Genomic DNA, 15029 nt, shown 5'->3' on the forward strand with positions numbered 1-15029 from the left:
ACGAAATGTCGTTAGTCTAGGAACTCTCGATTGATAACGGCCGCCACTGTAAAGAGTGCGATCACGACCATAATCGCGATCCAGATAATCAGCGCAATCGGTCGCTTAAAAATATTCCGTTCAGGATCCTTATCGAAAAATGGAAGCGCGACCATCAGCCCCATAAATAGGACCGGCAGTGCAACCGCTCCCATAAACTGGCCGAACTGCCCAGCGAACAGCTTCAGTCGCAGCAGCTGGAAGTAGAATAAAAAGTACCATTCCGGCTCTGGATGGTACTCCCCAGGATCAGGAGTCGCCTTGTCAAGCAGCACAACAGGTTCCCAAAGAGCCAAGGCACAAAGGCCGACAAAGACGAAAGCCATCCCAACGATGTCTTTCCAAATTTGACGGGGAAAGAAATAGTCGGTTTTGGCTTGGATTTCTTCCTTTGTCCCTTTAAAGGGACCAGCTGGGGCCGCCACACGAAACAAGAAGATGTGTAGCCCTGCCAAAGCCATCAACGCCGCAGGGAGAATCATGACGTGGAGAACAAAAAAGCGGCTCAACGTCATCTGCCCTGGACTCGCACCGCCCTTTAAAAACCTTGCGATAAAATCGCCGACGATCGGTGTTTTATCCAGAATCTCAACACCCACAAGTGTCGCCCAGAATGCCCGTTGATCCCAGGGCAAGAGATACCCGGTAAAACCAAATGTAATCACGATTCCAAAGAGAGCGATCCCAACCAGCCAGAGAAGCTCTCGAGGTTTTTTATACGCCCCCCAGAGGAAGACCTGGGACATATGTGCAAACACACAGACAACCATCGCGCTGGATCCCCAGAAATGGTAGCTGAGCAAGAACCAGCCGTAATCGACATCGTGGATAATATACTGCGTGCTATCGTATGCGTGGTCCGCGGTCGGCACATAGTAAAACATGAGCATGGTACCAGTGACCGCTTGCATGGCGAAGATAAACAATAAGATCGAACCAAACACGTAGGCCCAACGCGAGCCTCCCGGAATTGGCTCATTAAGCATCTTTGCCTGCATTTCCTTGAGTCCAAGCCGCTCATCAAGAAAGGCAAGAACCTTTTCACTGGTGCTGGGCTGATGGTCTGGGATCACAGCAGGCGATGAGTGTTTCATATCCATGATGCTACGCGCTCACACAATCCGAATTTGTGACTTCGTGCCGGCCTTAAATTCCATATCGATGACCTCAACCTCGCCGGAAGGGGAAACCTTCACCGGCAGTGCATCCAAGCCACGGGGAGCCGGCCCATCAAGAACTTTCCCGCCCGCATCGTAGATACTCAAATGGCAGGGACAGAGAAATACCTGGCCCAGGGTCTTGTGTTGGCGCCACTTGAAGCCACACCCAAGATGGGGGCACTTACCGGAAAATGCGATATAGGGAATATCTTTTTTATTCGTCCAGATTACCTTCCCCTTGGCGTCATGAAAGTCGACATCTTTACCCTGATATACCTTCTCCAGTAAGTCGGGAGTCGCCCGGAGTACCCAGACATTCTTCTCAACTTCGTATTCAGGCATGTACACTTCTTTGACCTGTTTCTTGTATTTAAATTGAGTTCCGACATCCTCTTGCTTGATCTTGCTCACATTCCCGACCTTAAGCCAGGCGTTGTCAAAATCAGCATACATCGGCTTCATCAGGAACCGGAGGATGGGATACGCGAGAGGCAGTCCGATCAAAAACCCAATGACATGGGTAAAGTTCATGAAAAATGTTCGACGCTTGACGCTCTTCTCTAGATCGGGAAGAGGGACCAACACCTCGCCAGGCGTGACATGGATATTATCTTCAAGATGCGAGATCTCTACCTCGTGCGTCGTGACATAGTCTTCTCGCTTGAAGGGAGGCAACGCCAAGATATCCGCAGAAGGAGCCCGGAGCTGAACCGCCTCTTCCGTGACATCCTGCACCTGGGCCATCAAGACCTGTCGCTCCCCACTGCCGTTCATGGAGACGACGATATGACTGATTTCATGGGAAAGGGGATCAAGGACTACCCGGCTAACTTCCCCGATCTCGTGATCCGTACACCGGACCTTAGATTTCAATTTTGGTTGCAGCATTACTTTTTCTTGATTGGCTTGGGAGTATTGATTGCGGTGTTTTTGAAGGAACCTAGCCATGTGGCAAGCGCCAACATTTCTTTAGGATCCATGAGATCCTTAAACTTGTCGGGCATAATGCCTTTTTGCCATTCCTTGTCATACCCCTCGGCCATAAAGCTCTTGGGGTCAGCTATTTTTTGCTGAATCTCCTCGACAGTCAACAGAGTGCCGATGTTATCCAACTCCGGACCACGCTTCTTACCGCCCTCTCCCCTCAGCTTGTGGCAGTTGTAGCATTCCTGCAATTGCCACTGCTCTTCACCAATTTTCATGATGTCGCCGGAGGCTGCGCCACCACCTGCAGCAGCGGCCTTTTCTCCAGCAGGAGGAGTTTGTGGTGCGGCTACCGCCTGCCCTCCACCTACCCCCTTGAGGCGATCCTCAAGCGCTTTCACTTGTTGATCGAGAGCCTTAGCGCGAGCAATCAGCTCTTCCGTCTTCCCTTGGGCGGACTGTTTTCGCTCTTTATCCAGGAGCTTTCCGATCTTAGCCTTTTCATCCTCAGGATCGAATTGTGGCAAGAATGACGCACCCGCGACACACACCGAGATCAGAAAGACCCAGAACGCGGTCACGGTGAGGAAAGACATCCCTCCGCTCATCACGTCCATGGTCTTTGCGTCAAGAAGCGCAAAGATCCCTGCGCCAATCACCGAGATGGCAAAGAATAAGAGCTGGAAGCTAACAGGCACTTCTTGCGAATTCGCAATGGCGACCAGCCCGCCACCGACAATTAATCCAACCGCTAACTTTTTAAATAAGTTCCACATGTGATTTCTCGCTGCCTCGGTAGACACTCCACAAAGTGATTACTTGACCGGAACAGGAACAGGACTCGCCTCAGGCTCTTTGGCCGGCGCCACAGACGGCCGAATGGCAATCAGAGCTGCAACTGTCACAACAGCGATAAAAAATACCGTGATCGCAGTAATCCATCCAGCAGAATATGAAAGCGTTGGAGTAAACGACTCCGCACTAAGATCCGATACCAGGCTGTAGGTATGAAAATACTTCTTCAAGAGCGAGCGTACCGCTCCCATTAATCCCATAATCCAGGTGGATGTGAACGCCAGGAAGATCAAGACGAATTGAGCTGCGAAATCAATCTTCCCCCATATAATGGTGCCCTGCTTGATCGCACGGTTGTACAAGACGAAATTGACGATGGTCACAAACACTAATGTCAAAATGGCGGACAGCTTAGCCGGCATAGACGATAAATAGTCCCAGCCTTCCGGCAATTTCATCTCATCTGGCATGTCGGTCCCTGTAGCCACAAAACCAGCAGGAGTGAGCCAGACCGCGTCACTGATGAGCATGACGATAAACCCAATCTTGATGACCGTCCGTGCAGAAACCGTCATTGGCACAAAGCGGCCAAGGAGGAACGGCGACAGCGTTAGAGGCAGGAGGAAGGCCAGCGACATGGGGTCCGGAATCCACCAACTGTTCATGACCCACATGGTGACCGGGAGCAGGACAATTAACACAATGGGGGCCAGGATGCTTATCCGAACATTGTCAGCCCCTTCAATACGCTTGACACTCAACCAACTGTAATAGTTGATCCCCAGAAACAAGAGCCCGATCATGATCCCCTGCATCTCAAAAAACATCGAGAGCTGATCGGCCATCATGTAGGGGCAAAAAGAGAAGTCGTAGTCGCACATCTCGTAGGCCAACAACAGTCCAGTAAAGGGCTGTAACAACGATCCCCCGACCGCAATCCAAATCGCGACGAACCCCATCCAATCGTAATAGGCCCGTTCTTCCTTTGTTTTGGCCGCCATGTACATATAGGCAGCAATCAGCCCGGCGATGAAACCACCAAATGCGACGTTCCCGTCGATTCGATGCAAGCTGAGCGGAAACCAACTTTGGTTCGCAATTTTATCCCACAAGGTCGCCGCAGCAAGAAAGTCCTGCGGTGAAACACCCTCGGCCTTCGGTGGGGTATTCATGAACGATGTGGGACCGTTGATCACAAACAGGATGAGCAGGCATACCAGGTTCAGCAGCACACCTAATGCAATATGACGCCCCTTCTTCTCACCCTTCCAAATATCCCAGGTATAAAGATAGGCATACATGAGAATGGTCTCGGCGATAAATAAGGCTGGATAGAGAATCGCAAAGACAACATAGAATTGATTGATAAAAGACGTGGTGAACTGGGGGTAGGCGGCAAGAAGAACAAAGATGAACAACCCGCCGGTCACTGCCGTCATACTGAAAAGAATCACCGTCACCTTGGTCACTTCTTTAGCAAGACGATCGTATCGTGCATCTTGCTTCCGATAGCCCAACCATTCGGAAATCACGACGAAGATTGGAGCTCCAAGAATAAAGGCTGCAAACAAGATATGTAGCTGCGCGACGATCCATACCGCCGTTCGATTTCCGGTGTACGGGAAGTCTACGGGAGAAATCCCAGCTTCCTGGGCAAATACGTCTGAAATACCCAAACCGCACAGCAACGCCAGAAGAGCGAGAGCCAGGAGACTGCTCGAATGTGTTTTCACGGTGCCTCGTTGCCCCCTATCCTTTGTATACAGAAGAATCTAACGCTGAGGAGCCTATGACTCACAACTACCTCTACCATTTGCAAGCATCCACATACGTACAACGTCAGAGAACCACCAGACCAGCACTTACATCTTGACGAACTAGCCTACCTAGAACCCATGAGAACTGAGTCCCACAGCCTCCCCAAAATTGTCAAAAACCCGGCGGGAGTATCTCAGATCCGCAGTCAATGAACGAGTAAGTGAATCCCTGAGTACCTCCCGAAAAACCCCTGAGACTTCTCAGCTCTCCCATACCTCAGCGAGAAGACCACCACCAGCATGACATCGCGACCCAGTGAATTGCTTGATATGCTGACATCTCATATCGGTCGAACATCACTTACCGCCCACATCAACCCACTGAGATTTTTCCACACTCCAAAACTTGCCAGGCAGACCAAAATTTCGCTCATATAACACAAGCTTCCACCGGTCATCATCCGAGAGCTTACTTTTCCACCCCTTCATCTTCGTATTCGGCACACCCTCGGAAATCCGCCAATACCATACCGCATCAGAATAGAGCTTCATCCGTTCAGGGTTTCGAAAATCGGTAGCCCCTGCCTTGACCGGCTTCCCATCTTTTCCATGGCAGCTGGCACAATTGACATCTGGATTCGCTTCGCCCGCGAAAAGCTTGCGTCCCTCTTCCAGCTTCTGTGCATCCTCCCACCAATTCGCCGGCATGTGTTTATCCGCATACTCAGCGGGAGCCGGGGGTGGAGGCACTATCGGCCCCTCACTCTCCTGACCACCACTACAGGCGACTAGTAATCCCAGACTCAGAGCGACCGGGACATGAGGAAATCGAAATTTCATAAACTTAGAACCACGACTTTACAGGAACAAAACGGGTACGGTGGCAGACCAACAGCAACGACTACGCCTTTTTCTTACCCTGCGACCTCCCCTTACCCCTCACCTTATCACCAGGAGAACTGAGGAGCCGAGCGCCAATTGCCCCGCCAGCCACCAGGACAGCTGCACCACTTCCCCACCAAATCCAAGACGGTGGGTTCCCTGCACTACATTCTACTCCAAAATCAACCCGGATCTTCCGATCACTTTCGAGATCTTTAACGTCGAATTCAACTTTCAAATTCTTCTGCTCTCCACGCGCTTCAATCAGCAACGGATCACCAAGATTGTCGTTATGGAGATGAAACATGGCTTTATAGTACCCATCCCCATTAGTTTTTACGACCTGACCATACGAAATCCTCGTGTCCTTCACGAGCACATCGGTATTCGAGACACCAACCCCGCCCTCCCCACAGACATAGCCTTCAACCATGAAGCGGTGATCGGCTTCGTGCGTCGCCGAAGTTATGGAAGGAAAACCGGCATTCAGAACGATATAACCTACAACTACGAGTAGCCGTCCTGACGCTCTCTTACCAAACCTCACGCTCAATTGCTTACTCGTCGCTCCTCAAAAAATGCACACCGCCGGAGCCCGAGCGCGCCGCATCGGGGCACGGGTTTCTAGCACAGCAACTGGTCTTTGTCAATGAACAGACAGGCCTTCCGAGAGGGACATGGATGCCAAGGGCATCGTTTGTTAGGATCTAGAATACATGTATAGATGATGACGTGAGCGAGGATATGAAAACCGATCGGTCTTGTTCGCCTCTCCGTCGACACCCAACGGGTGAGGCTTCGACCCTTCGCGGGTGAAAAGAACGATCCCTGGCTGCCCTGCCATCCCCCTCGACTCAGGTAGGTTCTACTTTACTCAGTGCACCCCACGGACAGGGATGGTGCAAAGAAAATGCGATGACGAAATCTATTTCGTCCGGATAACCAGGAAAGCTGAGCCGCATCGATGAGGGGTTCGGTCGGTCACGCGCGGCTTCGCTTTTCACGGTTCGCTAGAGGTAGCCCCGTGTGCGTGCATCCTCTTCGACGCGAGCCGCTTCTGCGCAGCGCTCGGATTCTTTTTTCGATGCCCAGGCCTCCCACGACTTGCCGTTTGCCGTATCTTCGCCGGTAAAGGCGATCGAGATGATCGATGCGTAGGAGATAGTGCGAGGGGAGGGATTGTCCTCAGGAAAAAAATCGATTGAGGGATGCTCTCCGCTGGCGTGGCGGTTAAAGAGAAACCCGACGATGTGCTCACCCGATGCCAGCCCAAGTGTTACATCGCCACGGTAATCGAAGGCCATCTCAATGGCCTCCGCCTTTTCTTGTTCCGTGGCCGGCGTAACCATACGGCCTTCCAGGGAACCGGATGGACTGGATGAATGGCTTTTGGTATCAGTCATGACAAGGCCCCGTCAAGCGTACCTAAAGACTCGTGCCATGGTTCGACGAATGACATGTGACGCAATTATCGCGAGGTCGGCATTAAGGTCAACTTCGCCGTGCGCGCAAAGCCTGACACGGTGCCGAAGGTATCACTTACCGCCGAAGCCTCATATCCACAATGGACCATGCATTCGGCGCATTTCTCGTTGGCGCTTGTGCCGTAGTCCTGCCAGGCCGTGGTCTCCATTAACTCGCGGAAGCTCTTCGTATACCCTTCCTGCAAGAGGTAACAGGGCTTCTGCCAGCCGAACACATTGTATGTGGGATTCCCCCAGGGCGTGCACTGATACTCTTTCTTCCCCATCAGAAAATCCAGGAAGAGCGGGGACTGATTGAACTTCCACGACCCCTTCGGCTGACCGAGAATCTTCGAGAACAGCTCCTTTGTCTTGGCCTTCTTCAGGAAATGTTGTTGATCCGGCGCTTTGTGATAGCTATAGCCCGGCGAAATCATCATGCCTTCCACGCCGAGCGACATCATCTCATCAAAGAACTGGCGCACCCGGTCCGGGTTGGCATCGTCGAACAGCGTGGTGTTCGTCGTCACGCGATGGCCCAGCTTCAGCGCTTCCTTGATCGCCTTGACCGCCACGTCGTAGACCCCATCTCGGCAGACTGCGAGATCGTGCTCCTTCTTCAATCCATCCATATGTACACTGAACGTCAGATACTTCGACGGTGCGAACTCTTTGAGTTTGCGTTCCATCAAGATCGCATTCGTGCAGACATAGAGATAGCGCTTCTGCGCCACCAAGCCCTCGACGATCCGTCCGATTTCGGGATGGATCATCGGCTCCCCTCCTGGGATAGCGACGATCGGCGCACCACATTCCTCAGCCGCGGCCCAGCACTGCTCCGGGGTCAATCGTTTATCGAGCACATGGTCGGGATATTGGATTTTCCCGCAGCCAGCACAAGCCAGGTTGCAGCGAAACAGCGGTTCCAACATCAACACCAAGGGATATCGCTTGATCCCCTTCAGCTTATTCGAAAGGACGTAACTTGCCACGGTATACATCTGGGAAATCGGAACAGCCATTCCGCTCTCCTTCACCTAACTGATTGTACTTTTAAGAGCCCTGTCTATATCTGAACAGCTACATCAGTATAGCTGTACTTGGAGGCACAAGAATGTTCGGGATTGTAACATCTCGCCTATAAGTCGTCAATTTCCTTATCGATCAGACCGAGAAGAGCCGCAACGAAGAATTGCCCACGGCCATCTCGACAAGCATGGGATCAACACCTATGTGACTGACATGATCTTTTTTTAGTAGTTTTCTGACCCGCGACAAAGATACTTCCCGCTCAGGCGAATACACGGACAGGCACAAGTCTCGTCCGTACCTTATGCAACCATGCCTTAGAGAAGAGAATACATATTGGAAGGGCTCATCCCATCGACACAAAGTCTCCCTGTCTCAATGTCGAAAGAGAAAATCTGACGAATTATTGTTCGTCTGCGACCGAGCAGAAAGCGGTTGCTAAAGGATAAGCCACTCCACACAAAATTTACGAGGACATGGCTCAGACGTCAAGCAAAGTCAATTCCAGTACTGACGCCGATGTCTATCCAGCCAGCTGTCGTGAAGAGCTGATTCTATCTTTAGTGGGTTACCGATGCGGGCAGCAACGTATGGAGGCGCCGAGCGGGTTCGAACCGCTGCATCGCAGTTTTGCAGACTGCTCCCTTACCACTTGGGTACGGCGCCCCGGGATCGGCATTATAATCGCTTCGTTTTCCAGAACTCAAGACAAGAACGACGCCAGCATATTAGATCTCACTTGCAATTCGAGGAGAGGAAGGAAGTATAGGTTCTGACCGAAGCTTAGAGGAAATCCCTCGATTCTTAGTACTGAGAAGCAAACCATACAAAATGAGCATGGCAAAACCGAGGTGATGATAACTTTTTAAGGCTTCCCATCTGACTCTCCCCACCACTTCATAATTCAGTACCATCGTCAGGACCACATACACCGCCAGCATCGTGTATCCTGTTCGGCTCAACGCTCCGCTCATCTTTGTTGCTGCAGCTACGACGATACAGGCCGCCGGTATCATCCAGACGAGATGCTGGTCCCACGTGATGGGCGAAAGAAACAGTGCCAAGAGAAGGACTCCCGCACACTCTCGCCCCCATTCCGAATCTCCAGGCCCTTGAAATGTTCGCCGACTAGACCAGGCGAATAATCCGACGATACTGATGACAGCCACCCCAACAATGGCGTTCGCCAGCGGTCCAGGAAAATCCAACACCGGCTTGTAACTCTCATCTACCAGCCGCAATCGATGAGTTGGGGGATAGGTCACAAGATACCGCAGCATGGTATGGCGGAGCGAAAGGTTGGCCTTCTGCAGCTCATTTTCCTGCCGCCCCTCCACCTGTCGATCAAGTACCGATAACACAGCATTCCTCGTCCATTCCATGTGATGGTCCCACCAACTCGTCGGCCCCATATAAAGAATGGGCAGCAGAATCCAAAGAACGGTCGCGAGGACCGTGTATGAGGCAAGCCGCCACTGCCGCTTCCAGAGAAACAGCAGCACGAAGAGCGCAGGCGTAATCTTCAGAACGATGCTGAAGCCCATCAAGGCAGCGCCCAGCCATTCCCTCCCGACCCATATCGCATAGATTGCCCCAGCAATAATCCCTAACAGCATGAGATGTGGACCGCCGTCATCAAGATCGTTCAAGATGAACTGGAGTGTTAATGCACCTGCGCCGACTCCTATCAGCAATCGACTCCACGGTGGCGTGACGGATGATCCACACACCATCCGGTGAAAGAATATCACCGTCATGACTAAACATCCGATAGCCACGGCATACCGCAGGGCCAGACTTGGATTTCTTTCCAGCATGAGCAGTGGAGCAAAATAAATCCCGGTGGTTGGCAAATACATGTAGCAGTAGTCATTGGCGTAGAGATATTCGCCGGTGAGAAAGCGCCGTCCGATCTCGCGATGGATATCGATGTCACGGAAGTGATACGACCGCCCGAAGGAAATAATGTAGCCGTGTATGACTGCGGCAATGGTAAGGCCGAGTCTTGCTAGTCGGACAAAGAACGGAGTTTTGGCGAGATCACAAATCCAATGGATGATCGATTGCAATTGCATGCTGCCACGCACAGTGACATGCGCCAGAACGACACGTCAATTGTTTCTTTGATGAGCCATGTCCAGAGGGAAACTGAATAGGTGCGAAATGCCGTAGTGCGAGAACTGAACTATCTGTGAGGCAGGACTGGAATTTCTTTGCCGAGCGTTGAGGGCTGATCGCCCTGAGGAATAAGAGGTTCCCATCCGTTAGCAGCAATGGAAGCAGCGGGCTCACTACTGCCTTCCGCTTCTTTCTCCTTCGCGAGCTGCTCCACTTCCACAATCAGCGTGTCCATCAGTTCTTCTATCGGGACCTTTCGGACAAGCTTGCCTTTCTTGAACAAAATACCTTTCCCCTCGCCGCCGGCAATCCCGATATCGGCTTCTTTTCCTTCTCCGATCCCATTCACCACACAGCCGAGCACGGATACGTTCAACGGTGTCTTGATATGGCCGAGTTTTTTCTCCAATTCATTCGCCATTCTGACAACATCGATCTCGACCCGTCCACACGTCGGACAGGCGATGACGTTGATTCCGCGGTGGCGGAGTTCGAGCGACTTTAGAATCTCATAGCCGACCTTCACTTCTTCTACCGGATCAGCAGCAAGCGACACCCGCAACGTATCCCCGATTCCCTGAGAAAGAAGATATCCGAGGCCCATGGCCGACTTCACAGCGCCGGTCATCGCCGTACCGGCTTCGGTGATGCCGATGTGCAAGGGATAGTTCGACTGCATCGCAAAGAGGTAGTAGGCATCAATCGCATGGTGTACATCAGAAGCCTTGAGTGACACCTTCATATTGGTGAAGCCGACATCCTCAAGTGAACGAACCGCGTTCAACGCTGACTCGGCTAAGGCTTCAGGAGAAGGCCACCCGTACTTTTCCAGCAGAGGTCGTTCAAGCGACCCCCCGTTTACTCCGACGCGAAGTGGAATGCCTCGGTCATTCACAGCCTTAATAACTTCTTCGACTTTCCACCAGGCACCGATGTTTCCAGGGTTGATCCGGACACAATCGACGATTTTCGCTGCTTTCAAGGCAAGACGATGATCAAAATGGATATCAGCGATCAACGGCACCGTCATTGCCGCCTTGATCTTCGGAAGAGCGGCCGCCGCTTCTTCGTCCGGCACGGCAACACGGATGAGTTCGCAGCCGACTTCTTCGAGTCGGCGAATCTCTTCGATCGTCGCGTTGGCATCGCGCGTATCGGTCGAGCACATCGATTGCACGGACACCGGGGCATCGCCACCGATCTTTACTGAACCAACCTGAATCTGTCGAGTTTTTCGCCTTGAAATATGCATCCAGCTACTCGCCTTACCCCGTATCCTTCACTCCTTACGTAACTCTTAACTGCCCTGCTCGTCTCCATGTGGAAGATGACCAGCATGTGCTGTCCCGACAAATTGTGTTTTTTCTGCCGGCGCCTTGCCGATCAGCTCCTTGACACTTTGATAAATTCCTTCCGCCGTCAACCCATATCGTTCCCGCAGCAAATCTTGCGGCCCCTGCTCGATGTACCAATCAGGCAAACCAAGCACCTTGGTCCTCACGCCGGAGACGCCCGCCTCGGCCAGTGTCTCAAGCACTGCGGAGCCAAACCCACCCATCTTGCAGCCTTCTTCAACCGTCACGACATACCGAACCCGCTTCGCGACATCCACGACCAGTTCCTGATCGATAGGTTTCACAAACCGCCCATTGACGACCGCCGTGGAGACGCCTTCTTCGCTGAGGCGCTTCGCGGCTTCCATCGCTTGCCACACGGATACGCCAATCGCCATGATCGCCACATCTGTCCCATCCTTCAGCAACTCACCTTTCCCGATGGGAAGCGCCTGCGGAGTCGCGTCCATTTTCACGCCCAGGCTCACTCCGCGCGGATAGCGCACCGAAATCGGACCATTATGTTCCAAGGATGTCTTCATCATATGCTGAAGCTCATTCTCATCTTTTGGCGCCATCACAACCATGTTGGGAACATGGCGCAAGAAGGCGTAGTCGAAGGCACCGTGATGAGTGGTTCCATCCTCAGCCACGAGGCCGCCACGATCGATACAGAATGCCACGGGAAGATTCTGCGTCGCCACGTCGTGCACGACTTGATCATACGCTCGCTGGAGAAACGTCGCATACATCGCCACGACCGGCTTCAGCCCTTGGGCTGCAAGCCCTGCCGCAAATGTCACGGCATGCTGTTCGGCAATACCGACATCGTAGAGACGATCGGGGAATTCTTTTTCGAACGCCGTCAGACCTGTGCCTTCGCACATGGCTGCCGTGATGGCAACAATGCGTTTATCCTCACGGGCCAATTTGACCAGCGTCTCCATGGCGAGCGCCGTATAGGATGGCCGCGCGGCTTTTTTCGCGGGGGCACCCGTTTCGCGAACGAACGGTGGGCAGGCATGGAACCACACGGGATTCTTCATCGCCGGCTCATACCCGAGCCCTTTCTTCGTAATGATATGGAGAAGGACCGGTCCCCTCATTTTCAGCACATTCTCAAGCGTTGGAAGAAGATGCTCGAAGTTGTGTCCATCGATAGGACCACTGTACTGAAACCCAAGCTCCTCGAACAGCAATCCAGGAAGAATCACGCCTTTTGCTAGCTCTTCAGCACGACGGGCGAGCTTTTGCATATCACTACCAATATGAGGAATCTTACCCAGCAGCTGCCCCGTTTCTTCACGCATCTTCCCGTAAAACTCGCCTGTAATCGTTCGGCTCAAGTACGCGGAGATCGCCCCGACATTTTTTGAGATCGACATCTGATTGTCGTTGAGGATCACGAGGAAATCTTTTCCGAGCCCTCCGGCATGGTGCAGACCCTCGAGCGTCATACCGGCCGTCATCGCCCCGTCACCGACGACACACACGACTTTATGCTTTTGCTTCAACTGTTCACGGGCTTCCACCATACCGAAGGCAGCCGACACCCCAGTCCCGGCATGTCCGGCATTGAATGTGTCGTATTCACTTTCCTCCCGTTTACAGAACCCGCTCAGTCCTCCATATTGGCGAAGCGTATGGAACTGTTCTCGGCGACCGGTCAGTAGTTTATGTGTATAAGACTGGTTACTCGTGTCCCACACAATCTTGTCGGTCGGCGTATCGAGGAGATACTGCAGCGCGACTGTGAGCTCAACGACTCCCAAATTTGAAGCCAGGTGTCCACCGACACTGGAGACCGCGCCGATAATCTGTTCACGAATCTCTTGGCACAACGCTGGGAAGCGGTCGGGAGATAGTCGTTTCAGATCAGCCGGACTATGGATCTTCTTCAAGATGGACATGGATACTCTCCTTCGTTTGTCTACCATTGACGCTGACCGCCTTTGGCAGGAATACGCTCTCCCTGGCATGATCCAGGAGCGATTTTGGGTGAAGTTTCACACAGAAACTACATGAAGTCAAGTACTTACGAAAGGTACACGGAGATCAGAAATCACTCACGGCGCCAGTGGCACGAACCCTGATTGAGTCGTCGATCTCTCCCAGCTCATAGCGGACCGGGTGCCCAAAAATCCTCGAACTTCGTGCTCCCACCGTTCAGGAGAGGCTTCACGCACAATACAGTCGTGGCACTACATCTCAACCGGCAGGAACCTTGCCAGATGCCATGTTGAGCCTCCCTCAGACTATTCAGATTCGATCACATGCACACTGTGCTCGCCCTATGTATGGGAGCGAGAAGAGTTTTGCCCCAGGCTTGTTAATATGGGAAATCGAGTCCAGCAAAAATGGCTCCCCCTTCCTTGCTAAAGCCATAGTCGATTCGTCCCACGACATTCGGACGAATAATTCCCCGAAACCCAATGCCCGGTGTAATGCGATAGTCTTTGAAGCTGACGTTCTTGAACGAGTTGAACACCTGCCCCGTATCGATAAACGGGGCAATCTCAAAATCGGCCATAACCCCGGCAAGACGCGCTCGCAGGATATGAATTCGCTCTTCGACACTGAACGCGATCATCTGCTTGTCGATGTATCGATCCACGCCAAAACCACGCAACGAATTCTGTCCACCGAGCGAGCTTTGCTCGAAAAATGGCACATCCGTCCCGATCGTCGCTTGTAGTTCCCCGTGAATGACCAAAATGGCCCGTTTGGATTCACTGGCAAACATTTTCTTCACATCAAGCCCATACCGCGAATAGAGCGGATGCTCGCCGTTTTTGAAGTTATAATTCAGCTCGGCATAAGCCGTCACCGCCATCCCATCGGTCGGTGTCACGAGATTGTTCCGAGTATCGTAATGGAAGCTGATCCGTTGACCAAGGACGGTTGCGCCATCGACACCCGGAGCGTTTGGGAAATTTGAGCCTGAAAAAGGAAGATCCGTCGCCCCTTCCTGGATCGATTGCATATGGCGAAGTCGTTGGCTCACGGCGACCTGTGTCACTTCGTTGGCATAGACACCAAATTTCCAGTTCAATCTTGTTTCGGATGCCGTATAATTCGTCTCGTCATTTTGCCGCGTTGTCGGCCCGACCCCAAAAAAGCGCACCGTGGCGTTTTTGAAATGCGTCGCACTGAAGCCAATACTATATCGGCCGTCACTAAAACCTGGATCGACATAGCTTAACAAAAACTTCCTCTCGATCCGCTCAGTCCACGAAGCGATTCCCCGCAGCTCCTTTCCTCCCGGCTCATAGCGAAACAAATTGACGGTGCCGCGCGTCCCAACGATCGAGTTGTAGACCACCATCGGGGCAACAAGATACTTCAAATCCCCATCCGGCCCGGTAAAGAGAGCCGGCACGATCATCCCGATATCGTTGCCGTCGTTTTTGCTGCTGCTGACGGCAGGGATCGGGAAGAGCTTGACTTCGGCCTGAAGCTCGCCGGGAGCCGCAAGGCACAGGGCTACGAACAAGATAAGAGCAAGGCCGACCGCAAGGCTACGCATAC

The 15029-nt window shown here is 52.5% G+C and carries 12 protein-coding genes and 1 tRNA gene; all 13 read right to left on the minus strand.

Features of this window, described 5'->3' with window-relative positions:
* Positions 1 to 11 precede the first annotated feature (11 nt).
* The 13 genes from COMA1_RS01060 to COMA1_RS01120 all read right to left on the minus strand — a co-directional run bounded on the left by COMA1_RS01060 (position 12) and on the right by COMA1_RS01120 (position 15027).
* Complete coding sequence (locus COMA1_RS01060) at positions 12 to 1133, minus strand: cytochrome b (protein ID WP_090746684.1); 1122 nt, start codon at positions 1131 to 1133, stop codon at positions 12 to 14.
* An 18-nt stretch (positions 1134 to 1151) separates the two neighbouring features.
* Positions 1152 to 2087, minus strand: coding sequence for a QcrA and Rieske domain-containing protein (locus COMA1_RS01065; protein ID WP_176697760.1), 936 nt, complete (start codon positions 2085 to 2087; stop codon positions 1152 to 1154).
* Positions 2087 to 2899, minus strand: coding sequence for a c-type cytochrome (locus COMA1_RS01070; protein ID WP_090742557.1), 813 nt, complete (start codon positions 2897 to 2899; stop codon positions 2087 to 2089). The genes COMA1_RS01065 and COMA1_RS01070 overlap by 1 nt, the downstream gene beginning before the upstream one ends.
* A 39-nt stretch (positions 2900 to 2938) precedes the next feature.
* Entirely contained in the window at positions 2939 to 4651 is a 1713-nt protein-coding gene (locus COMA1_RS01075) for a cytochrome ubiquinol oxidase subunit I (protein WP_176697761.1), read from the minus strand.
* A 381-nt stretch (positions 4652 to 5032) separates the two neighbouring features.
* Positions 5033 to 5515 (minus strand): c-type cytochrome, encoded by a 483-nt coding sequence (locus COMA1_RS01080; RefSeq protein WP_090742562.1) that lies wholly within the window; start codon positions 5513 to 5515, stop codon positions 5033 to 5035.
* Positions 5516 to 5576: 61 nt separating this feature from the next.
* Complete coding sequence (locus COMA1_RS01085) at positions 5577 to 6104, minus strand: hypothetical protein (protein ID WP_090742565.1); 528 nt, start codon at positions 6102 to 6104, stop codon at positions 5577 to 5579.
* A gap of 463 nt (positions 6105 to 6567) precedes the next feature.
* The gene (locus tag COMA1_RS01090) at positions 6568 to 6960 is read right to left on the minus strand and encodes a hypothetical protein (protein ID WP_141654174.1); all 393 of its coding nucleotides are present in this window, start codon (positions 6958 to 6960) and stop codon (positions 6568 to 6570) included.
* Positions 6961 to 7025: 65 nt separating this feature from the next.
* Positions 7026 to 8042: an adenosyl-hopene transferase HpnH gene (hpnH, locus tag COMA1_RS01095; protein WP_090742571.1), complete on the minus strand. Its 1017-nt coding sequence runs from the start codon at positions 8040 to 8042 to the stop codon at positions 7026 to 7028.
* Positions 8043 to 8640: 598 nt separating this feature from the next.
* Positions 8641 to 8715: transfer RNA gene (locus tag COMA1_RS01100), tRNA-Cys, on the minus strand.
* A 62-nt stretch (positions 8716 to 8777) separates the two neighbouring features.
* Positions 8778 to 10124, minus strand: a complete 1347-nt coding sequence (locus COMA1_RS01105) for a glycosyltransferase 87 family protein (RefSeq protein ID WP_090742574.1) — start codon at positions 10122 to 10124, stop codon at positions 8778 to 8780.
* Positions 10125 to 10234: 110 nt separating this feature from the next.
* Positions 10235 to 11419 (minus strand): flavodoxin-dependent (E)-4-hydroxy-3-methylbut-2-enyl-diphosphate synthase, encoded by a 1185-nt coding sequence (gene ispG / locus COMA1_RS01110; RefSeq protein ID WP_090742577.1) that lies wholly within the window; start codon positions 11417 to 11419, stop codon positions 10235 to 10237.
* Between the two features lie 45 nt (positions 11420 to 11464).
* Positions 11465 to 13411, minus strand: coding sequence for a 1-deoxy-D-xylulose-5-phosphate synthase (dxs, locus tag COMA1_RS01115; protein WP_090742580.1), 1947 nt, complete (start codon positions 13409 to 13411; stop codon positions 11465 to 11467).
* A 419-nt stretch (positions 13412 to 13830) separates the two neighbouring features.
* Positions 13831 to 15027 (minus strand): BamA/TamA family outer membrane protein, encoded by a 1197-nt coding sequence (locus COMA1_RS01120; protein ID WP_176697762.1) that lies wholly within the window; start codon positions 15025 to 15027, stop codon positions 13831 to 13833.
* Positions 15028 to 15029 lie beyond the last annotated feature (2 nt).

This window comes from Candidatus Nitrospira nitrosa (assembly GCF_001458735.1).
GTDB classification, from domain to species: domain Bacteria; phylum Nitrospirota; class Nitrospiria; order Nitrospirales; family Nitrospiraceae; genus Nitrospira_D; species Nitrospira_D nitrosa.

Bases quoted from the DNA above. Each gene is read 5' to 3' on its own strand.
- COMA1_RS01070 (WP_090742557.1), bottom strand. From the start codon at position 2,899: ATGTGGAACTTATTTAAAAAGTTAGCGGTTGGATTAATTGTCGGTGGC.
- hpnH (WP_090742571.1), bottom strand. From the start codon at position 8,042: ATGGCTGTTCCGATTTCCCAGATGTATACCGTGGCAAGTTACGTCCTT.
- ispG (WP_090742577.1), bottom strand. From the start codon at position 11,419: ATGCATATTTCAAGGCGAAAAACTCGACAGATTCAGGTTGGTTCAGTA.
- COMA1_RS01080 (WP_090742562.1), bottom strand. From the start codon at position 5,515: ATGAAATTTCGATTTCCTCATGTCCCGGTCGCTCTGAGTCTGGGATTA.
- COMA1_RS01105 (WP_090742574.1), bottom strand. From the start codon at position 10,124: ATGCAATTGCAATCGATCATCCATTGGATTTGTGATCTCGCCAAAACT.
- COMA1_RS01090 (WP_141654174.1), bottom strand. From the start codon at position 6,960: ATGACTGATACCAAAAGCCATTCATCCAGTCCATCCGGTTCCCTGGAA.
- COMA1_RS01060 (WP_090746684.1), bottom strand. From the start codon at position 1,133: ATGAAACACTCATCGCCTGCTGTGATCCCAGACCATCAGCCCAGCACC.
- COMA1_RS01120 (WP_176697762.1), bottom strand. From the start codon at position 15,027: ATGCGTAGCCTTGCGGTCGGCCTTGCTCTTATCTTGTTCGTAGCCCTG.
- dxs (WP_090742580.1), bottom strand. From the start codon at position 13,411: ATGTCCATCTTGAAGAAGATCCATAGTCCGGCTGATCTGAAACGACTA.
- COMA1_RS01065 (WP_176697760.1), bottom strand. From the start codon at position 2,087: ATGCTGCAACCAAAATTGAAATCTAAGGTCCGGTGTACGGATCACGAG.